Source organism: Dietzia sp. NPDC055343 (assembly GCF_053645265.1).
Genome location: NZ_JBSHMJ010000009.1, coordinates 24,306 through 43,794, shown reverse-complemented (window position 1 = coordinate 43,794; position 19,489 = coordinate 24,306). Strand labels below are relative to the sequence as shown.

18 protein-coding genes are annotated in these 19,489 nt (G+C 70.7%); 3 read left to right on the top strand and 15 right to left on the bottom strand.

Features of this window, described 5'->3' with window-relative positions:
* Positions 1-18: 18 nt before the first annotated feature.
* From rplS to ftsY, 10 genes are all read right to left on the bottom strand, one after another.
* Complete coding sequence (gene rplS, locus ACWIE7_RS06445) at positions 19-360, bottom strand: 50S ribosomal protein L19 (protein ID WP_230928760.1); 342 nt, start codon at positions 358-360, stop codon at positions 19-21.
* A gap of 164 nt (positions 361-524) precedes the next feature.
* The gene (gene trmD, locus ACWIE7_RS06440) at positions 525-1,334 is read right to left on the bottom strand and encodes a tRNA (guanosine(37)-N1)-methyltransferase TrmD (RefSeq protein ID WP_452099044.1); all 810 of its coding nucleotides are present in this window, start codon (positions 1,332-1,334) and stop codon (positions 525-527) included.
* Positions 1,331-1,864, bottom strand: coding sequence for a ribosome maturation factor RimM (gene rimM / locus ACWIE7_RS06435; protein WP_452099045.1), 534 nt, complete (start codon positions 1,862-1,864; stop codon positions 1,331-1,333). Before rimM ends, trmD begins: the two co-directional genes overlap by 4 nt.
* Before the next feature lie 29 nt (positions 1,865-1,893).
* A complete protein-coding gene (locus ACWIE7_RS06430) occupies positions 1,894-2,136 on the bottom strand; it encodes an RNA-binding protein (protein ID WP_230928758.1) in 243 nt (80 codons plus the stop codon).
* Between the two features lie 5 nt (positions 2,137-2,141).
* Positions 2,142-2,627, bottom strand: a complete 486-nt coding sequence (gene rpsP / locus ACWIE7_RS06425) for a 30S ribosomal protein S16 (protein ID WP_295653159.1) — start codon at positions 2,625-2,627, stop codon at positions 2,142-2,144.
* A 210-nt stretch (positions 2,628-2,837) separates the two neighbouring features.
* Positions 2,838-4,406, bottom strand: coding sequence for a signal recognition particle protein (ffh, locus tag ACWIE7_RS06420; protein WP_454068828.1), 1,569 nt, complete (start codon positions 4,404-4,406; stop codon positions 2,838-2,840).
* Between the two features lie 117 nt (positions 4,407-4,523).
* Complete coding sequence (locus ACWIE7_RS06415; RefSeq protein WP_454068827.1) at positions 4,524-6,848, bottom strand: [protein-PII] uridylyltransferase; 2,325 nt, start codon at positions 6,846-6,848, stop codon at positions 4,524-4,526.
* A 48-nt stretch (positions 6,849-6,896) separates the two neighbouring features.
* Positions 6,897-7,235 (bottom strand): P-II family nitrogen regulator, encoded by a 339-nt coding sequence (locus ACWIE7_RS06410; RefSeq protein WP_452099048.1) that lies wholly within the window; start codon positions 7,233-7,235, stop codon positions 6,897-6,899.
* A 27-nt stretch (positions 7,236-7,262) separates the two neighbouring features.
* Positions 7,263-8,558: an ammonium transporter gene (locus ACWIE7_RS06405; protein WP_454058353.1), complete on the bottom strand. Its 1,296-nt coding sequence runs from the start codon at positions 8,556-8,558 to the stop codon at positions 7,263-7,265.
* 216 nt (positions 8,559-8,774) lie between these two features.
* Positions 8,775-10,253, bottom strand: coding sequence for a signal recognition particle-docking protein FtsY (gene ftsY / locus ACWIE7_RS06400; protein WP_452099049.1), 1,479 nt, complete (start codon positions 10,251-10,253; stop codon positions 8,775-8,777).
* Positions 10,254-10,436: 183 nt separating this feature from the next.
* Here ftsY and ACWIE7_RS06395 point away from each other — a divergent pair, with 183 nt between their 5' ends.
* Genes ACWIE7_RS06395 through ACWIE7_RS06385 form a run of 3 tightly spaced genes read left to right on the top strand, consistent with a single transcriptional unit; the run spans position 10,437 to position 13,862 of the window.
* A complete protein-coding gene (locus ACWIE7_RS06395) occupies positions 10,437-11,093 on the top strand; it encodes a succinate dehydrogenase cytochrome b subunit (protein ID WP_452099050.1) in 657 nt (218 codons plus the stop codon).
* Positions 11,090-13,066 carry a fumarate reductase/succinate dehydrogenase flavoprotein subunit gene (locus ACWIE7_RS06390; protein WP_452099051.1) on the top strand — a complete coding sequence of 659 codons (1,977 nt, stop codon included), beginning with the start codon at positions 11,090-11,092 and terminating at the stop codon, positions 13,064-13,066. Before ACWIE7_RS06395 ends, ACWIE7_RS06390 begins: the two co-directional genes overlap by 4 nt.
* Positions 13,067-13,118: 52 nt before the next feature.
* On the top strand, positions 13,119-13,862 hold the full coding sequence (locus tag ACWIE7_RS06385; RefSeq protein WP_452099052.1) for a succinate dehydrogenase/fumarate reductase iron-sulfur subunit: 744 nt from the start codon (positions 13,119-13,121) through the stop codon (positions 13,860-13,862).
* Between the two features lie 4 nt (positions 13,863-13,866).
* Here the strand turns inward: ACWIE7_RS06385 and ACWIE7_RS06380 are convergent, their stop codons facing one another.
* The 5 genes from ACWIE7_RS06380 to mutM are packed head-to-tail and all read right to left on the bottom strand — an operon-like array spanning position 13,867 to position 19,489.
* Positions 13,867-14,184, bottom strand: coding sequence for a helix-turn-helix domain-containing protein (locus tag ACWIE7_RS06380; protein WP_230928750.1), 318 nt, complete (start codon positions 14,182-14,184; stop codon positions 13,867-13,869).
* A 20-nt stretch (positions 14,185-14,204) separates the two neighbouring features.
* Entirely contained in the window at positions 14,205-17,771 is a 3,567-nt protein-coding gene (gene smc / locus ACWIE7_RS06375) for a chromosome segregation protein SMC (protein ID WP_454058322.1), read from the bottom strand.
* Between the two features lie 16 nt (positions 17,772-17,787).
* The gene (locus tag ACWIE7_RS06370) at positions 17,788-18,078 is read right to left on the bottom strand and encodes an acylphosphatase (protein ID WP_452100996.1); all 291 of its coding nucleotides are present in this window, start codon (positions 18,076-18,078) and stop codon (positions 17,788-17,790) included.
* The gene (locus ACWIE7_RS06365; RefSeq protein ID WP_452100995.1) at positions 18,075-18,542 is read right to left on the bottom strand and encodes an OsmC family protein; all 468 of its coding nucleotides are present in this window, start codon (positions 18,540-18,542) and stop codon (positions 18,075-18,077) included. Before ACWIE7_RS06365 ends, ACWIE7_RS06370 begins: the two co-directional genes overlap by 4 nt.
* A 5-nt stretch (positions 18,543-18,547) precedes the next feature.
* Complete coding sequence (mutM, locus tag ACWIE7_RS06360) at positions 18,548-19,489, bottom strand: bifunctional DNA-formamidopyrimidine glycosylase/DNA-(apurinic or apyrimidinic site) lyase (RefSeq protein ID WP_454068826.1); 942 nt, start codon at positions 19,487-19,489, stop codon at positions 18,548-18,550.

Below are 19,489 nucleotides of genomic sequence, written 5' to 3'. Positions count from 1 at the left end.
AGGACTCGCTCTACGCGATCAGCGCTTCTCCTTGATCTTCGCGGCCTTGCCGCGGAGAGCACGCAGGTAGTACAGCTTGGCGCGACGGACGTCACCGCGCACCAGCACATCGATCCGGTCGATGTTCGGCGAGTGCACCGGGAAGGTGCGCTCGACGCCGACGCCGAACGAGACCTTGCGGATGGTGAAGGTCTCGCGGACGCCGCCGCCCTGGCGACGGATCACGACGCCCTTGAAGACCTGGATACGCTCCTTCGTGCCCTCGATGACCTTGACGTGCACGTCGAGCGTGTCGCCGGCCCGGAACTCGGGGATGTCGTCCCGCAGGGACTTGTTGTCGATGAAATCGAGAGTGTTCATTGATGTTCCTTGCATGTCAGGAATGAGGACAGAGGACCCTGGCGCCCACCGTGTAGGTGGGACAACCGGTTCGTGCCCCGGATCAGCGCGACCGACGACGGGCGTGCAGGACGCCCGGAAGGTCAACCTCGCTAGTGTGCCATCACTGGTGCGCACGCCCCAAATCAGGGCTGCGGTGGCGCCCATCCGAGCTCGGCGAGCAGGGCCAGATCCGGTGTGTCCAGTTCGGCGCGGGCCAGCAGCTCCGGTCGCCGCTCGGCGGTCCGGCGCAGCGACTGGTCCCGACGCCAGCGGTCTATCCTGGCGTGGTTTCCTGACTTGAGCACCTCCGGAACCGCGCGGTCCCGCCAGACCTCGGGCCTGGTGTACGAGGGCCCCTCGAGCAGGCCGTCGGAGAAGGAGTCCTCCTCGTGGCTGCGGCGATTGCCCAGAACCCCGGGCAGGAGGCGGACGACCGCCTCGGCGATCACGAGTACGGCCACCTCTCCCCCGATGAGGACGTAGTCGCCGATGCTGACCTCGTCGACGTCCATCGTCTCGGATGCCTCGTCGACCACACGCTGGTCGATCCCCTCGTAGCGCCCACACGCGAACAACAGGTGTCGCCGGCGCGCGTAGCGATGGGCGTCGGACTGGGTGAACGGTCGGCCAGCGGGGGTGGGCACGATCAGCAGCGGCCGGTCGTCCCCTCGGGTGTCCGGGTGCGGCACGGGGACGAGATCGTCCAGTGCCTCGCCCCACACGGTGGGGCGCATGACCATGCCGGGGCCACCGCCGAACGGGGTGTCGTCCACGGATCGGTGGACGTCATGCGTCCAGTCACGCAGGTCGTGTATCCCCACTTCGACGATCCCGCGGTCGACGGCGCGGCCCAGCAGGGCCAGCCGGAGCGGGGCGAGGTACTCGGGAAAGACGGTGACGACGTCGAGTCGCAGCGCCGGGCCGGCCCCACCACGTTCGTCGGCGGCGGTCATGAGCTGCCCAGTTCGAGCAGTCCTTCCGGCGGATCGATCACACACGTGCCCCCGGCGAGATCCACTTCCGGGACCATCTCCGTCACGAATGGCACCAGCGCGTCGGACCCGTCGGCGAGACGGATGCCCAGCAGTTCGCCCGCGGCGGTGTGCACGACCTCGACGACCTCACCGAGGCGGTCGCCCGAGGTATCGAGCACACGGAGTCCGAGCAACTGGTGGTCGTGGAACTCGTCCGGGTCCTGTGGGTCAGGAAGCGCCCCGGAGTCGACGAGCAGCAGCATGCCGCGCAGCGCGTCGGCGGTGTCCCGGTCCCCCACCCCTTCGAGACGCACGAGAAGCCGCCCGGAGTGACTCCGGGCGGCTTCGATCGTCACGTCACGATCCGCCGTGTTGTTGCCACGGCCGGTGCGGCCGACGAGACGGCTCGCGGGGGCGAACCGCTCCTCGGGGGAGTCGGTCCGCACCTCGACCACGAGCTCGCCTCGGACGCCGTGCGATTTGACGACGCGTCCGACGACGAGCTCCATGGTGTCCTTGTCCTCGGGCTACTGGCGGGTCAACGGTCGGTGTCGACGACGTCGACACGGATTCCCGGGCCACCCACAGCGGTGACGATGGTCCGGATCGCCGAAGCGGTGCGACCACCACGGCCGATCACCCGACCGAGATCGGACGGGGCGACCGTCACCCGGATCACGGCGCCGCGCCGGCCACCACTCGACCGCACGGCCACCGCGTCGGGATCCGACACGATGCCGCGGACGAGATGGTCGACGGCGTCGACAACCATGTCGTTCATCAGACTCAGGCCTCTGCGGACTCGGCCTCGGCGGCCTCGCCCTCGGTGGACTCGGCCGCAGCGGCCTCCTCCGCCTTCTTGGCCTCTTCGGCCTTCTTGGCCTTCTCGGCCTTGCGCTTGGTGGTGATGGCCTCGGCGGACGGCTCGCCCTGGGCCTCCTCGAGCGCCTTGTTGAACAGGTCCAGCTTGCTGGGCTTGGGCTCGGCGACCTTCAGGGTGCCCTCGGCGCCCTCGATGCCCTTGAACTTCTGCCAGTCACCGGTCAGCTTGAGCAGCTGCTCGACGGCCTCGGTCGGCTGGGCGCCGACGCCGAGCCAGTACTGGGCGCGCTCGGAGTCGATCTGGACGAAGCTGGGCTCCTCCTTGGGACGGTAGAGACCGATGGTCTCGATCGACCGGCCGTCACGACGGGTGCGGGCGTCGGCCACGATCACGCGGTACTGCGGGTTGCGGATCTTGCCGAGGCGGGTGAGCTTGATCTTGACGGCCATGTGGGCGTCTCACTTTCTGTTGCAGGTCACGTGGCGATTCAGCGACGCCCGCACTGGTTGCGGGGCCCGGTTTCGCCTTGCGGGTGACCGCCGGTCGGCACGGAACCCGCGCTTGGGCGCGTGGTTCCACCGGTGACGGCGTCCGGCGGACCAGTCTAGACCGCCGTGCCGCCGGGGCACCAATCGCCCCGCCCGGCGCAGCAGCGTGTGTCAACGCTTGGGGAACTTCAGGTCGTTGATGTCGATCCCCTCGAGGCCGGGCGGGAGCTGATCCAGTCCCGGCGGCATCTGCGACAGGTCGGGCATGCCCTGAGGCATACCGGGCATACCGGGCGGCATACCTGGCATGCCGCCCGGCATCATCCCGCGGTTCTTGGGCGGTGTGGGGCCACGCCCCTTCTTGCCCTTCTTGCCCTTGCGCTGGTTCTTGCGGCCAGCGCCCGGCATGCCCATCTGGCCGGCCATCCGGCTCATCATCTTGCGGGCCTCGAAGAAGCGGTCCACGAGTTGATTGACGTCGGTCACGGTCACGCCGGAACCCTTGGCGATGCGCTGGCGGCGGGACCCGTTGATGACCTTCGGGTTGGCCCGCTCCTCCGGGGTCATACCGCGGATGATGGCCTGGATGCGGTCCAGGTATTTCTCGTCGATGTCGCCGACGGCGGCCTTCATCTCCTTGCCGCCCGGGAGCATGCCGAGCAGGTTCCCGATGGGCCCCATCTTCCGGATCATCAGCATCTGGTCGAGGAAGTCCTCGAGGGTGAGCTCGCCCGAGCCGATCTTCGCGGCGGTCTTCTCGGCCTCCGTGGCGTCGAAGACGGTCTCGGCCTGCTCGATCAGCGAGAGCACGTCGCCCATTCCGAGGATGCGGCTCGACATCCGCTCCGGGTGGAAGACGTCGAAGTCCTCGAGCTTCTCGCCGTCGGAGGCGAACATGATCGGGGTGCCGGTCAGCTCGCGGACGCTGAGCGCCGCACCGCCTCGGGCATCGCCGTCGAGCTTGGTGAGGACGACGCCGGTGAAGCCGACTCCCTCACGGAACGCCTCGGCGGTGATGACGGCGTCCTGACCGATCATGGCGTCCAGGACGAAGAAGGTCTCGTCCGGCTGGACGGCGTCACGGATCCCCCGCGCCTGGGCCATCAACTCGTCGTCGATACCGAGTCGACCGGCGGTGTCGACGATCACGACGTCGTGCATCTTGGCGCGGGCGTGTGCGAGTCCGCGCTGGGCCACGGAGACGGGTTCCTGGACCCCCACGACCTCGCCGTCACCACCGACGGAGGTGCCGGGGTGCGGCGCGAACACCTGGACCCCGGCCCGCTCACCGACGATCTGCAGCTGATCCACCGCGCCGGGGCGCTGCAGGTCGCACGCCACGAGCAGCGGGGTGTGGCCCTGGCCCTTGAGCCAGTGTGCGAGCTTTCCGGCGAGGGTGGTCTTACCCGCGCCCTGGAGGCCGGCCAGCATGATCACGGTCGGGGGCTGCTTGGCGAACTCGATCCGCCGCGCCTCACCGCCGAGGATCGCCGTGAGCTCGGCATCGACGATCTTGACGACCTGCTGCGCCGGGTTGAGCGCCTCGGACACCTCTGCGCCCTTGGCCCGATCCTTGACCCGCGAGATGAAGGCGCGGACGACCGGCAGGGCGACGTCCGCCTCGAGTAGCGCCAGCCTGATCTCGCGCGCCGTGGCGTCGATGTCCGCGTCACTGAGCCGGCCTTTGCCACGGAGGTCCTTGAGCGCACCTGTGAGGCGGTCGGACAAGGATTCGAACACGGCAACAGCTCCCTGGTTCGCGGCCCGGGACGGAGAACCCCGGTGTCGTCGGCGACGACTCCACACAGGGTATCGGGACACACCGTGTCAGCACACGCTGAGGTCGTCGAGTCCGTATCAGGACAGGGCGGTCTCGACGACCGCCGCCGTACCGAGAACCGCTCCCCGCCCGGACAGCGCGAAGGCGTCCTCGACCGCCGAGCCGCGGGTTCTCACCAGAACCCAGTCGATTCTCGCACCGGCACCCAGGAGCGACGAGACGATCGTGGCGAGCAGCCCCGGCCGATCCCGGGCCCGCACCTCCAGGATGATTCCGTCCCCGTCGGAGCGCGGGCTGACGATGACCGACGCCGGGACGTCCGGGGGCCGGTGCGCGGGTGCCCGACCCAGCGCGTTGCGCATCGTGCTCGGTAATCCCGAATCGATCGACCGCCGCAGGTCCTTGGCGAGCAGCCGGGGGTCGACCGGCGCCCCGAATCCTGTGGACACCGTCATCGTCGCCCGCATGCCGCCGGGCGGCCGCAGGTCGATCCGTGCGTCCACGACCTCCAGCCGGTGGAATGCCAGGACCTGTGCCGCAACCTCGAGCGAGCGTCCCCCACCGGGCACGACGAGGGTGACGTCGTGGCGGGTCCCGGCGCCCCGGGTCCGGAGGTCGACGACGACGTCGGGTGGCCCGTGCGGGCGGGCCGCGTCCACCGCGGGCGGTTCGAGATCACCGGGGCGACCGGACGGTGTCGCCCGGCACGCGGCCACCAGGGCTGCGTGAGCGGCCGCCCGCCCCTCGGTCCACACCGTCGGTCCGGTGGCGATCGAGTCCGCTTCGGTCAGGGCGGCCAGGACGTCCATCGCCACCGTGTCGTGTTCCAGCACCGCCATGAGCATGGCGGGCGTGGCCGGGTCCCGTGGGTCGTGACGAACTGCCGACCTGGCGAACAACAGGTGGTGACGAACGATTCGCACGAGTGTCTCGTCGTCGTCATCATCCAACCCGAGCCGTACCGCCACCGGCCGCACCATCTCCGCACCGTTCACGCTGTGATCCCCGGCGCGACACTTGCCGATGTCGTGGAGCAACGCCCCGAGTAACAACAGATCGGCCCGGCGCACAGAGGTGGTGAGTCGCGAGGCGGCCACCACCGTCTGGATGAGGTGGCGGTCCACCGGGAAGACATGGGTGCGCTCCCGGGCCGGTAGGTCGCGGATCCCGGACCACTCGGGCAGCAGCCGCTCCCACAGCCCGCTGCGGTCGAGCGCCTCGAACACCGGCGGCAGGGTGTCACCGGAACCCAACAACACCAGCAGATCGGACAGCGCGGCCGCGGGCCACCGCCCCTCCGGCTGAGGGCAGCGCTCCGCGAGCACCCCGAGAGTCGCGGGAGCGATGGGAAGCCCCGCGCGTGCCGCGGCGGAGGCGACGCGCAGCGGCAGCCACGGATCGGTCTCGACCCGCGCGCCCCGGGCCAGTGCCACCTCCCCGGCGTGCTCCACCACCCCGTCCGCCAACGGACGGCGCACCGGTGACCGCCGCAGTAATCCGGTGAGCCCGCGTGTGGACAGCGCCGCGCACGACACCCGCAGCGCCTGGTCTGTGGTGAAGGCGATCGTGCGGGAGGCGTCGCCGAGGGCCCGGGCCAACTCGAACCGGTCACCCACGCCGAGCGCACGGCCGACCTCGTCGCCGTACTGGGCGTGCAGGACCTCGCGCGGGCGGCCGCTGATGCGGTGCAGTTCGGTCCGCGCATCGAGGACCCTGGCATGCGCTGTCGCCAGATCCTCGGGCCTGGCCGACCGACCGTCACACAGGTGCGCCAACGTCAGCGCCGACACGAGCTGGCGGTCCCGCAGGCCTCCCGCCCCGTTCTTGAGGTCGGGCTCGGTGAGATGGGCGATCACGCCGGCGCGCCGGCGGCGGGCCGCGGCCGCGTCGACCAGGTCGTCGTATCGGGAGGCGATCTGGCTCCGCCACTGACGGCGCGCGCCGTCGATCACGAGCGCTCCCAGGTCGGCGTCGCCGGCCACGACGCGGGCGTCCAGCAGACTCAGCCCGGCACACACGTCCGAGGCGGCGACGGTCAGACACTGGTCGACGGTCCGGACACTGTGGTCGAGCTCGATCCCGGAATCCCACAACGGGTACCACAGCGACTCGGCGATTCTCGCGAGCTCCCGGTCCGGGCGCCGCTCGTGCACGAGGACCAGGTCGAGATCCGAGAACGGGAGCACTTCGCGGCGCCCGAGGCCGCCGAGTGCGACGAGCACGAACCCGCTCCGGTCCCCGATGCCGGCCTCCTGGGCCAGGAGGGCGAGTTCCCGCTCGTACAACTCGCACAGGGCGCCCCTCAGGGCGTCCGCGGGTAGGTGCTCGGGAGACACACCCAGGAGTTCCGCGCGTCCCTCGCGGAGCGCCCGGGCACGCTGGATACCGAACGTCCCGCTCATGGGGACTCCTCTCCGCCTTGCGGCGACACCCGGGCCTCGGCGGGCCGCTCAGATGGCGGCCGGGCCCTCTTCGCCGGTGCGGACGCGGACGATGGACTCGACCGGGGTGACCCAGACCTTGCCGTCGCCGATCTTGCCGGTGCGGGCCGAGTCGACGACCAGGGCGATGACCGCGTCGACAGCCTCGTCGTCGACCACCACCTCCACCCTGATCTTGGGGACGAAATCCACGGCGTACTCCGCGCCGCGATAGACCTCTGTGTGGCCCTTCTGGCGGCCGTAACCCTGCACCTCGCTGATGGTCAGTCCGTGGATTCCGGCCTGCTCCAGCGCCGCCTTGACGTCGTCGAGGGTGAACGGCTTGATGATCGCGGTGACGAGTTTCATGTCGTGATGTCCTTTCGTGGGTCCGGCTCAGCGGATGAGCGCGGTGGTGGAGGGTTCGTACGCCGTCTCCGCGTGCTGGGCGCCGTCGATGCCCGACTGTTCGTCGGTCGCATTGATCCGCCACCCGAGGGGCCTGCAGATCGCCCAGGCGATCGTGGTCATCACCGCGGTGAACACCAGCGCCGCCATCGCGATCACCGCCTGGATGACGAGCAGTTTCCAACCATCGGCGGAGTAGAACAGCCCGGCGGCGGTGTCGAAGGTGCCGGTGGCGAACAGGCCGATCGCCACGGTGCCCCAGAGCCCGGCGACGAGGTGGACGCCCACCACGTCGAGAGAGTCGTCGTATCCGAACCGGTACTTCAGCCCCACCGCGAGCGCGGACAGGATGCCGGCGACCGCTCCGAGCGCGACAGCACCGAGCGGACTGACCGAGCCCGCAGCCGGCGTGATGGCCACGAGACCGGCGACCACACCCGAGGCGGCCCCGAGGCTGGTGGCGTGACCGTCCCGGATCCGTTCGGCGAGCAGCCAGCCGAGCATGGCGGCGGCGGCGGCCGCGGTGGTGTTGACCCATGCGAGCCCGGCCGCGCCGTCGGCACCGAAGGCGGAGCCGGCGTTGAAGCCGAACCAGCCGAACCACAGCAGTGCGGCACCGAGCATGACCAACGGCAGGTTGTGCGGACGGTAGGCGGTGCGCCCGAACTCCAGGCGTCTGCCGATGAGCAGGACCAGCACGAGCGCGGCGATACCCGCGTTGATGTGGACCACCGTGCCGCCGGCGAAGTCGATCGGGGCGACCGCGGCGGTCAAACCGCCCTCACCGTCGTCGACGGTGCCGAAGATCCTCGCGGCGATCCCGTTCTCCGAGTGCGAGAGCAGGCCGCCTCCCCACACCATGTGTGCGAGCGGGAAGTACGCCAGGGTCACCCAGACGCCCGCGAAGGCCAGCCAGGTCCCGAACCTCACCCGCTCGGCGAGCGCCCCCGAGATGAGTGCCACCGTGATGATCGCGAAGGTCACCTGGAAGGCGACGTCGACGACCTGCGGGTAGGCGCCGGAACCCGAGGCCACCCAGCCGGAGGCGTCGCCGATCACCCCGGAGAGCCCGAACATCTCGAAGGGGTTGGCGAACACGCCGCCGACGGACTGTCCGCCGTAGGACATCGACCAGCCCCACAGCAGGTAGATGATGCCGACCAGGCCCATCGACCCGAACGACATCATCATCATGTTGAGCACGGACTTCTGCCGGGACATCCCGCCGTAGAACAGTGCCAGCGCGGGTGTCATGAGCAGCACCAGGGATGCCGCCATGAGCATCCAGGCCGTGTCTCCCGTATCGAACTCACCTGTCACGATGCGGTCCTCCTCGTCTCGCGGGGAGGCGTCTTGTCGCCACCCCGTCCGAGATAAGAGATTTCCGCCGTCGTGTTGCGGCCGGTGCGCGCGCACGTTTCCGGTCGGTTACGCGCGGGCGCCTTTCGTTCCGTTCCTGTGTCCTGCGTCCCGGTACCTACACGGCAGCCCCCGACCGGGTCAGGTCCCGAGCAGCGCGTCGACGAACGCCTCCGGGGTGAACGGTGCCAGGTCGTCAGCGCCCTCCCCGAGTCCGACGAGCTTCACCGGCACGCCGAGTTCGTGCTGCACCTGGAATACGATTCCGCCCTTGGCGGTGCCGTCGAGCTTGGTCAGCACGACGCCGGAGATGTCCACGACGTCCTTGAACACGCGCGCCTGCATGAGGCCGTTCTGACCGGTGGTCGCGTCGATCACGAGCAGGACCTCGTCCACAGGGGTCTTCTTCTCCACGACGCGCTTGACCTTGCCGAGCTCATCCATGAGGCCCGTCTTGGTGTGCAGGCGGCCCGCGGTGTCGACCAGCACGGCGTCGACTCCGGTCTCCACCCCCCGCGCGACGGCGTCGAAGGCCACGGAAGCCGGGTCGGCGCCCTCCTTGCCGCGCACGACCTCGGCGCCGACACGCTCGGCCCAGGTCTGGAGCTGGTCGGCGGCCGCGGCACGGAACGTGTCCGCGGCGCCGAGGAGGATGGCGCGGCCGTCAGCGACCAGCACGCGGGCGAGCTTGCCGGTGGTGGTGGTCTTACCCGTGCCGTTGACGCCGACGACGAGGAGGACGGCCGGCGTCCCGTCGTTCGGCAGCGCCCGCAAAGAACGGTCGTACTCGGGGTGGAGGTTGTCGATGAGCGTCTGCCGCAGCAGGTCGCGCACCTGCGCCTCGGTGCGGACCTGGCGGGTGGCGATCTCCTCGCGCAAGGTGTCGACCACGCGCTCGGTCATGGCGGCGCCGAGGTCGGCCATGATCAGGGTGTCCTCGATCTCCTCCCATGCGTCCTCGTCGAGATCGCCCGCACCGAGCAGTCCCAGCAGGCCCTGACCGACCGAGTTCTGCGACCGCGACAGGCGGCCGCGGAGTCGATCCAGGCGTCCGGCGGACGGATCGATGCGCTCGATGGGGGCGACCGGCTCGGGGGTGCCGGTGATGACGTCCGGCGAGTGGACGGGCACCTCGTCGTCGGGGACCTCGGGTGGGACCACCACGGGCTCGACAGGGGTCGGCTCCACGACCACGGTCTCCGCGCTCGGTCCGGGCTCGATGTCCGGCTCGGGCGCCGGCTCCGGCTCCGTCGACGGCGCCGGGGGCACGGCAGTCGGAGCCGGCGGCGCGGGCTCGGCAACCGGCGCGGCGGGCGCCGGATCGGCCGACGGGGCCGAGGGCTCGACGGGCTGCGTGGGCTCCACGGGGGCGGGCGTCTCGCGCGGCAGCGGCTCCTTCGGTGGCGCGGCGGTGGCAGCCCCTCCGGCCTGGGTGAACGAGAAGCCCGTTCCAGCCTGGTAGTTGCCGGAGCGCTCCTGTTGGGTGAGCTCCTTGTTCTCCTCGGGTTTGCTGAGGGTGATCTGCCGGTTTTTGCGGAGCTGCAGTCCCACGACGAGCGCGATGACTGCCAGCAACAGCACGACGGCGACGGCCACGATGATCCAGGTAGTGGTGTTCACGGTGCCCAGTATGGCCGAACGCCCCCTTCGTCATCTCGATCCCGGGGGTCCGGAGCGGCCCTAGACTGACGCTCGTCACCGGAAGGAGGTGCTCGTGCCGTGACCGATGTCCACGCCCCACCGCACGCCGGTCCACCGACCCCTCCCCGTGCACGCAGAGCCCCTATCCGCCGCGCCCCGGTCGTGCCCACCTGGGTCGCCAAGGCCGTCATGGCGGTGACCGGGCTGGTCTTCACCGCCTTCGTCGTGGTGCACATGGTCGGCAATCTCAAGGTGTTCAGCGGTGCGGCCACGTTCAACGGTTACGCCGCGTGGCTGCGTTCGTTGCTCGAGCCCCTCGTCCCGCACGAGGGCGTCCTGTGGGCACTCCGCGTGGTGCTCGCGCTGTGCCTGGTCGCCCACCTGTGGTGCTCCGTGGTGTTGGTTCGCCGCTCACGGTCGTCGGCGGGCCCGCATCGGCGGCGGCTGTCCGCAGGATCGTTCGGGGCGCGGTCGATGCTGGTGACCGGCGTGGTGCTGCTGCTGTTCGTCGTCTTCCACATCCTGGACATGACCACCGGCACCCCGCCGGTCGCGCCGTCCTCCTTCGTCCCGGGCTCGGCCCACGCCAACCTCGTGGGGAGCCTCGCGCGGCCGTGGGTGGCCACCTTCTACGGGTTCACGATGCTGCTGCTGGCCGTGCACATCGCGCACGGTGTCCGCACAGCGGCCGGCGATCTCGGCGTGACCGGGGTCCGGAGCCGTGCCGGTATCGCGGTCATCGGCGGGATCGCCGCCGTGGCGGTCCTTCTCGGTAATGCCGCGATCCCCGTGGCTGTCCAGATGGGGTGGCTGACATGACGTTCACGCCGCCTCCGGTGTCGATCCCGGGCGTCTCGCTCGGCCGGGCACTGTTGAGCGGCGTGCCGGACGGCGACCCCGCCACGGCATGGGCGCGGCGTCGCGACGCCTACCCCCTGGTCGCCCCCGGGAACCGCCGGCACTTCCACGTGGTCGTGGTGGGTACGGGGCTGGCGGGCGCGGGGGCGGCCGCCGCGCTCGCCGAACTCGGCTACCGGGTCACGGCGTTCACCTACCACGACGCGCCGCGCCGCGCGCACTCCGTCGCCGCCCAGGGCGGCATCAATGCGGCCCGGGGCCGCCGGGTGGACGGCGACTCGGTCGCCCGCTTCGTCACCGACACCGTCAAGGGTGGTGACTTCCGTGGTCGGGAGGCCGAGGCGTTCCGACTGGGCGAGGAGTCGGTGCGGGTGATCGACCACTTCTCCGCCATCGGCGCCCCGTTCGCCCGTGAGTACGGCGGCGTCCTGGCCACCCGTTCCTTCGGCGGGGTGCAGGTCTCCCGCACGTACTACTCCCGGGGCCAGACCGGGCAGCAGCTCCAGATCGCCGGGACACAGGCCCTACTGCGGCAGGTCGGGGCGGGCGCGGTGGAACTGCACACCCGCCACGAGATGCTCGACCTCGTCGTCGACGACTCCGGCTGCCACGGGGTTGTGGTGCGCGACCTGGTCACCGGCCGGATCCGGGCCGAGACCGCGCACGCGGTCGTCCTGGCCACGGGCGGGTACGGCACCGTCTTCCGCGACTCCACGCTCGCCGTGCACTCCAATGCCTCGGCCGTGTGGCGCGCCCACCAGCGGGGTGCTCTGTTCGCCTCGCCCTCGTTCGTCCAGTTCCACCCCACCGCCCTGCCCAAGGACACCGACTGGCAGGCCAAGACCATCCTCATGAGCGAGTCGTTGCGCAACGACGGGCGGATCTGGGTCCCGCTGCGTGCCGACGACACGCGGGCCCCGGGGGATATCCCCGACGCCGAGCGGGACTACTTCCTCGAGCGCCGGTACCCCGCGTTCGGCAACCTGGTGCCCCGTGACGTGGCCTCGCGCGCGATCACCACCGAGATCCGGGCCGGCCGGGGCGTCGGCCCCCGGTGCAACTCGGTGAACCTGGACTTCCGGGACGCGCTGGTACGCGTGGGGCGCGAGGTGATCGCCGAACGCTACGGCAACCTGTTCGACATGTACACCCACGCCACCGGCGAGGACCCGTACACGGTCCCGATGCGGATCGCCCCGACCTGTCACTTCACGATGGGTGGGCTGTGGAGCAACTACGATCTCCAGACCTCGGTCCCCGGACTGTTCGTGGGCGGAGAGTGCGGCTGGGGCTACCACGGGGCCAACCGGCTCGGCGCGAACTCACTGCTCAGCGCAAGTGTCGACGGGTGGTTCACCCTGCCCTTCTCGGTACCTGCGCACCTGGCCACCCGTCTCGGACGGGAACTACCGGCGGACGACGACGAGGTGGTCGCGTCCGCCGTGAACCGCGCCCGCCGGCGTGTGGACGCCCTCCTCTCGGTGGGCGGGACGACCGGGCCGGGCCACTTCCACCGCGAACTCGGGCAGATCCTCTACGCCGGGTGCGGGGTCACGCGGACCGCGGAGGGGCTCACCGAGGCGATCGACCGTGTCCGTGAGCTGCGCGCCCGTTTCTGGGCGGATCTCCGGGTCACCGGGTCCGGAGAGCACCTCAACCAGGTCCTCGAACTGGCCGGCCGGGTGGCCGACTATCTGGAGCTGGCCGAGCTGATGTGCGTCGACGCCCTGGACCGGGACGAATCCTGCGGCGCCCATTTCCGCGACGAACACCAGACACCGGACGGGGAGGCGCTGCGCGACGACGCGTCGTGGTGCTTCGCCTCGGCGTGGGAGTCCACGGGAGACGACCGGGGCGGCCCGCGCGCCTTCACCCGGCACGCCGAGCCTCTCGGATTCCAGACGGTCGGTGTGACCACGAGGGACTACCGATGAGAGCCACCGACGAGGGGCAACCGATGCGGTCTCAGACCGGGAGGCGGACACCATGGATCTGACACTGCGCATCTGGCGCCAGGACGGGCCGGAGGACACGGGACGGTACGAGCATCACGACGTGTCCGGCGCCCGGCCGGAGATGAGCGTGCTGGAACTGCTCGACGTGCTCAATGAACGGTTGGTGGACTCCGGTCGGGAGCCCGTGGCGTTCGACTCCGACTGCCGCGAGGGGATCTGCGGCGCGTGCGGGGTGACGGTCGACGGTCGCCCCCACGGTCCCGCGGCGAACACCCCGTCGTGCCACCAGCGGCTCACCGCGTACTCCGACGGAGACACCCTGCGCATCGAACCACTGCGTGCGGCCGCCTTCCCGGTGGTGCGGGACCTGGTGGTGGACCGCTCCGCTCTCGACGGCGTGATCGAGGCCGGTGCGTACGTGCGCATTCCCGCGGGGGCCGCGCCCGACGCCGACAGCACGTTGCAGGACCACGACACGGCCAACACCGCCCTGGACTTCGCGGCCTGCATCGGCTGCGGCGCCTGCGTCGCGGCGTGCCCCAACGGGTCGGCGAACTTGTTCGTCGGTGCCAAGCTCGGGCACCTGGCGCTCATGCCGGTGTCCGCGCTCGACCGCGCCCCGCGGGCCCGGGAGATGGTCCGGGAGGCGGACCGCGAATTCGGTCCCTGCTCGCTCTACGGCGAGTGTTCGAGGGTGTGCCCCGCCGGGATCCCGCTACGCGCGATCGGGGCCGTCAACCGTGAGCGCCTGCGCTCGGTGTTCCGCCGCCGGTGAGCGGCTATACGTCGTCCTCTCCGACGGGGCCGCCCTCGCCCTCCCAGCGCTCGATCATCCGGACCTTGGTCCTCGTGAACTTCCGCCGCACCCCCACGCCCCCGCCGTCGTCCTCGGCGATGAAGCGGGCCCCGAAGTGCGACAGCGCGTCGGTGAGCGCCTGGACCTCGGCATCGCTGAGGTCGACGACCCCGCGTTCGTAGTCCTTGAGAAGCTGTGGATCGATCCCCGACCGCAGTGCGACCACCTTGGTGGAGACCTGACAGAGAATCCGCGCGGCCCGCGCCAGTGCGGCGTCCATGTAGAACTCGTGATCAGTCATGACACCAGCCTGCCAGTGGTTCAGCGCATCCGCTGCGAGATGACCTTGGAGATGCCGTCGCCCTGCATGGACACGCCGTAGAGGACGTCGGCGACGTCCATGGTGGGCTTCTGGTGGGTGATCACGATGAGCTGGCTGGTCTCGCGGAGCTGCTCGAACAGCCCGATCAGACGCCGTAGGTTGGTGTCGTCGAGCGCGGCCTCGACCTCGTCCATCACGTAGAACGGACTCGGGCGCGCCCTGAAGATCGCCACGAGCATCGCCACCGCGGTGAGCGACTTCTCGCCACCGGACAGCAGAGACAGTCGCTTGATCTTCTTGCCCGGCGGCCGGGCCTCGACCTCGATGCCCGTGGCCAGCATGTCCTCGGGCTCGGTCAGGATCAGGCGGCCCTCGCCGCCGGGGAACAGCACCGAGAACACGTCACGGAACTCCCGCTCGACATCGATCCACGCCTCGGTGAAGATCTGCTCGATGCGCTCGTCGACGTCGTCGATCACACCCTCGAGGTCCGAGCGGGCCTTCTTGACGTCGTCGAGCTGGGTGGACAGGAACGCGTACCGCTCCTCCAGGGCCGCGAATTCCTCCAACGCCAGCGGGTTGACCTTACCCAGCGTGGCCAGATCCTTCTCCGCGCGCTTGAGTCGGCGTTCCTGCTCGGCACGGACGAACGGCATCGGGGGCGGTGGGGTCACGTCCTCGCCCCGCTCGCGGGCCGCCTCGTACTCCTCCATCTCCAGGGCCGACGGGGGCAGTTCGATATCCGGCCCGTAGTCGGTCACCAGCGCCTCGGGTTCGATGCCGTGGCGCTCCAGTACCGATGACTCCAGTTCCGAGACCTTGACCTCGAGTTGCGCCCGGACGACCTCGTCCCGGTGTGCGGCGTCCCCCAGCCGACCGACCTCGGATTCGGCCGCGGCCAGCTCGCTGCGGAGCGTCGACAGTCCCGTGGTCGCCGCCGTACGGGCGGCCGCCAGCCGGTCGCGTTCCGCTCCGGCGGTGCTGATGACCTCGTCGAGTCTGGCCAGCAGTCGCTCGCTGAGTTCGTCGACGACCCCGGCGACCTCCGCGCCCCTGCGTCTGGCTGCCGCGGCGCGGGCGGCCCGGGCGCGCGATTCCCGCTCGGCCTGGGCGGCACGGCGCAGTGAAGCCGATTTGCCGCGCACGCCGGTGGCTCGCTCCTCGGCCGACCGATGCGCGAGCCGGGCCTCGATCTCCGCAGCCCGCGCGGTGGAGACCGCCGCCTGCGCGGCGAGTCGACCGTCATCGGCGGGCATCTGGTCCTCGTCGTGGTCCTCCCCCGCCCGCGCGAGTCGATCGGTGAGTTCGGTGTGCTCCGCGCGGGCGGCGTCGAGTTTGTCGACGGCGATCCGCCGCGTCTGCTCCAGGCGCCGGACTTCGGCTTCTGCGCGGCGGCGTCGCTGTCCGATCCGGGCGAGTTCCGCGTAGATCTCCTCGATCGCCGCGTCGGATTCGGTGATCGCGGCCATCGTCTCCGCGAACCGGTCGGCGCGGTCCGCATCCTCTGCCTCGGCTCCGGCGAGCTCGGCGCGAGCGGTCTCGATCTCCGCGCGGACGGTGTCCCGCTCGGCGACCGCCGCATCGATCGCCGACTGGATCTCGAGTCCGGTCCGCCCCGACGCGGAACCACCCACCGCCCATCCGGATCCCGCGAGTTCGCCGGCCCGGGTGACGGCCCGGACGCGCCGGTCGGCGTCGACCTGCGCGGAGGCGACGGCCAGGTCATCGACGAGCACGACGTCGACCAGCAGAGCCGTGACGGACGCGGTCAGGCCGTCGGGGACGTCCACCACGTCCAGCGCCCAGCGCGCCCCGTCGACCAGCTCCACCTCGAGGCGGTAATCGCCTCCCGGCGCGCCCCGTCCGAGCAGACCTGCCCGACCGGCGTCCGCGTCGCGCAACGCTGCCAGGACTTCGCTACGGTCAACGGTCTGATCCACCACCACGGCGTCGCCGGCCGGGCCCAGAGCCACACCGATCGCGCGCTCCCATCCGTCGCGGACGCCGAGCATCTCGCCCACCGTCCCGGCGACCGCGTCGGTGCCCAGGCGGCGCACCACCCACTCGGCGCCGTCGCCGGCGCCCTTGTTCTGCTCGAGAGTCTCGATGCGGGCCGCCAGCCGGGCGATCCTCTGGTCCGCCTCGCGCTCGATCCCCCGTAGCTCCGCGAGCCGGGCGCGCGCGGACAGGTGGGCCCGCTCGGCGCGGCCGAGGTGCTCGTCGAGGGTCTGTTCACCCTCACCGTGGACGCCGACGCGCGCGTGGACGGTGTCGAACTCGGCCTCCGTATCGGCCACCGCTTCGCGGGCGGCCACCGTCTCGGCGTCCACCCGCGCGATCTCCGCCTCGGTGGACTCCACCCGCGCCGCCAGGGTCTCGACCTTGCCCGCCAGTCGTGCCACGCCTTCACGACGATCGGCGATCGCCCTGACCGCCTTGAGGTGCTCGGCTTCCAGTGCGGCCGACGCCGACTCGGCCGCGGACAGAGCGTCCGTGGCGTGACGTGCGCGTTCGGCCGCCCGTTCGACGTCCTCGGCGAGCTCCTTCTCGTGGGCCTCGGCGCGGTCCGCCTGGCGGTCGAGCTCGTCCGGATCCGTGCCGTGATGAACGGCCACCTCGGCGGCGAGCGAGCGGGCCCGGTCGGAGGCGATGCGGGCGGTGGCCCGGGCACGCTCGGCGAGCGTCGACAGGGCGAACCAGCGCTGCTGTGCCGCCTCCGCATCCGGGGTGAGCCGGTCCAGCTCGGACTGGGTCGCCGCGACCTCACGGGCGAGTCCGTCGCGACGATCGACAGCCTCGGCGACGCGCTCCTCCAGGCGGCCGCGCACGCTTTCGGCGTCCGCGAGTTCGCGGCGACGCGTGACGAGATCGTCGGCGGCCAGTCGGAAGGTCGCGTCGCGCAGGTCGGCCTGGATGGTCTGTGCCCGCCTGGCCACTTCGGCCTGGCGGCCCAGCGGCTTGAGCTGACGGCGCAGTTCGGTGGTCAGGTCGCTGAGGCGGTCCAGGTTCCCCTGCATCCCGGCGAGCTTGCGCTGGGCCTTCTCCTTGCGGCGACGGTGCTTGAGGATGCCCGCGGCCTCCTCGATGAACGCCCTGCGCTCCTCCGGCTTGGACTCGAGGATCTCGGAGAGCTTCCCCTGCCCCACGATCACGTGCATCTCGCGGCCGATACCGGAATCCGAGAGCAGCTCCTGCACGTCCATGAGGCGGGCGCGGTCGCCGTTGATCTCGTACTCGGCGGCGCCGTCGCGGAACATGCGGCGAGTGAGTGAGACCTCCGCGTAGTCGATCGGCAGCGCGCCGTCCGAATTGTCCAGGGTGAGTGTGACCTCGGCGCGACCGAGGGGCTGCTTGCCCGAGGTGCCGGCGAAGATGACGTCCTGCATCTTGCCGCCACGCAGTGTCTTGGCACTGTGTTCGCCCATGACCCAGGTGAGCGCATCCACGACGTTGGACTTACCGGAGCCGTTCGGGCCCACCACGCAGCAGATGCCGGGTTCGAACCTCAGGGTCGTGGGCGCCGCAAAGGACTTGAAGCCCTTGAGCGTCAGCGACTTGAGGTACACGGGAGCTGATCCTAGGTCAGCGCTCGACGAATCCCGTGAGCCCGCCCCGCGCCGCCTCCCACGAGTCCACGACGAGCTCGACGGTCCCCGGCGTGCCGTCTCCCCGAAGCTTGTCGAGCAACTCCAGGCAGGATTGCTCGGGCCCCTCCGCCACCACGTGCACGCGGCCGTCCGACTTGTTGGTGGCGTACCCGGCGAGTCCGAGCTCGAGGGCACGACTGCGTGTCCACCAGCGGAACCCCACGCCCTGGACCCGGCCGTGCACCCACGCGACCAACCGCACGTGACCGGTTGCCTGCTCACTCACCGCGGATCGATCCCGGTCTCGATCTCCAGCGCGATCTCGGTCCCCGTCTGCAGGGTTCGGCCTACCGTGCAGGCTTTGTCGACGGAGCGACGGATCATGGCGACCAGCCGCTCGGCCGTGGCCGCGTTGATCTCGGACATGTCGAGCTCGTAGAGCTCCTCGAGCCGCGGGTAACGCTCGCTCTCACGATCGGCATCGCCGGAGATGTGAACGGTCGCGTCGTAATCCTCACCCAGCCGACGGGACACGGTGAAGTCCGAGGCCATCGCGGTGCAGGCGCCGAGCGCGATCTTGAGCAGTTCGCCCGGGGTGAACACCCCCTCCACGTCCGCCGAGCCGATCTCGACCCGTGCGCCGCGCGACGACAGACCCACGTATCGGCGCGTGCCGGTCCGCTCCACCCGAAGCTCGGTGCTGGTGGGCGCGGTCTGGGGGGCGGGACTCTGCGGAGTGCTCTCGGACATGACATTCATCGTACGATCGGTCCGCTTCGGCTCCCGGCTCGGCGTGTTGTCACCCGCCGTGCGACCGCACTCCGGCGCGGCGCGGGCTGGCAGACGGGACAGAAGTGCGAGCCGCGGTTCATGAAATCCTCCCGCACCACCGCGGTGCCGCAGCGGGCACACGGCAGGCCGGTGCGACCGTAGGCGTCCAGGGAGCGGTCGAAGTACCCGGAGGCGCCGTTGACGTTGACGTACAGCGCGTCGAAGGAGGTGCCGCCCGCGACCAGGGCATCGGACATCACGTCCCGGGCGTGCTCCAGGGTCTGGGTGACCGAACGGAGCGTGAGTGCGCCGGTGCGGCGGCGACCGTGGATCCCGGATCGCCACAGCGCTTCGTCGGCGTAGATGTTGCCGATCCCGGATACGACGGTCTGGTCCAGCAGGAGCCGCTTGATCTCGGTGTCCCGACGCCGGATCGACCGGGCGGTGGCGAGGGGGTCGAACCCCTCCTCGAACGGGTCCGCGGCGATGTGGGCCGCCGGCGCCGGCAGGAGCACGCCGGTGCCGTCGAGAGCGTCGGTCAACGGCCCGACCGTCCATCCACCGAAGGTGCGCTGGTCGACGAAACGCAGCTCCCGGCCGTCGTCGAGGAACGCCCGGGCGTGCATGTGTCGCACGGGCGCCACGCCCTCATCCGTCACCAGCATCTGTCCGCTCATCCCCAGATGAACCAGCAGACAGTCGGCACCGACGGCGTCGTCGTCATCGAGGGTCAACCACAGGTACTTGCCGCGCCGCCGGGCCCCGGTGACCGTCCGACCGGTCAGTCGGTCCTCGATCTCCGCGCCCCCGCCGGGCTGGCGGCGCGCGGTGCGGACGCCGGTCACGTCGACGCCGACCATCCGCCGGCCCACGACATGGTCCTCGAGACCGCGCCGGACGACTTCCACCTCGGGCAACTCGGGCAT

What these genes read in the sequence shown, in the direction of transcription:
- rplS (WP_230928760.1), bottom strand. Translation starts at nt 360, where the DNA reads ATGAACACTCTCGATTTCATCGACAACAAGTCCCTGCGGGACGACATC.
- ACWIE7_RS06380 (WP_230928750.1), bottom strand. Translation starts at nt 14,184, where the DNA reads ATGACTGATCACGAGTTCTACATGGACGCCGCACTGGCGCGGGCCGCG.
- ACWIE7_RS06365 (WP_452100995.1), bottom strand. Translation starts at nt 18,542, where the DNA reads ATGTCCGAGAGCACTCCGCAGAGTCCCGCCCCCCAGACCGCGCCCACC.
- ACWIE7_RS06430 (WP_230928758.1), bottom strand. Translation starts at nt 2,136, where the DNA reads ATGAACGACATGGTTGTCGACGCCGTCGACCATCTCGTCCGCGGCATC.
- rpsP (WP_295653159.1), bottom strand. Translation starts at nt 2,627, where the DNA reads ATGGCCGTCAAGATCAAGCTCACCCGCCTCGGCAAGATCCGCAACCCG.
- ACWIE7_RS06415 (WP_454068827.1), bottom strand. Translation starts at nt 6,848, where the DNA reads ATGAGCGGGACGTTCGGTATCCAGCGTGCCCGGGCGCTCCGCGAGGGA.
- trmD (WP_452099044.1), bottom strand. Translation starts at nt 1,334, where the DNA reads ATGACCGCCGCCGACGAACGTGGTGGGGCCGGCCCGGCGCTGCGACTC.
- ACWIE7_RS06390 (WP_452099051.1), top strand. Translation starts at nt 11,090, where the DNA reads ATGACGTTCACGCCGCCTCCGGTGTCGATCCCGGGCGTCTCGCTCGGC.
- ACWIE7_RS06405 (WP_454058353.1), bottom strand. Translation starts at nt 8,558, where the DNA reads ATGCTCATGGCGGCATCCCTGGTGCTGCTCATGACACCCGCGCTGGCA.
- ACWIE7_RS06410 (WP_452099048.1), bottom strand. Translation starts at nt 7,235, where the DNA reads ATGAAACTCGTCACCGCGATCATCAAGCCGTTCACCCTCGACGACGTC.
- mutM (WP_454068826.1), bottom strand. Translation starts at nt 19,489, where the DNA reads ATGCCCGAGTTGCCCGAGGTGGAAGTCGTCCGGCGCGGTCTCGAGGAC.
- ACWIE7_RS06385 (WP_452099052.1), top strand. Translation starts at nt 13,119, where the DNA reads ATGGATCTGACACTGCGCATCTGGCGCCAGGACGGGCCGGAGGACACG.
- rimM (WP_452099045.1), bottom strand. Translation starts at nt 1,864, where the DNA reads ATGGAGCTCGTCGTCGGACGCGTCGTCAAATCGCACGGCGTCCGAGGC.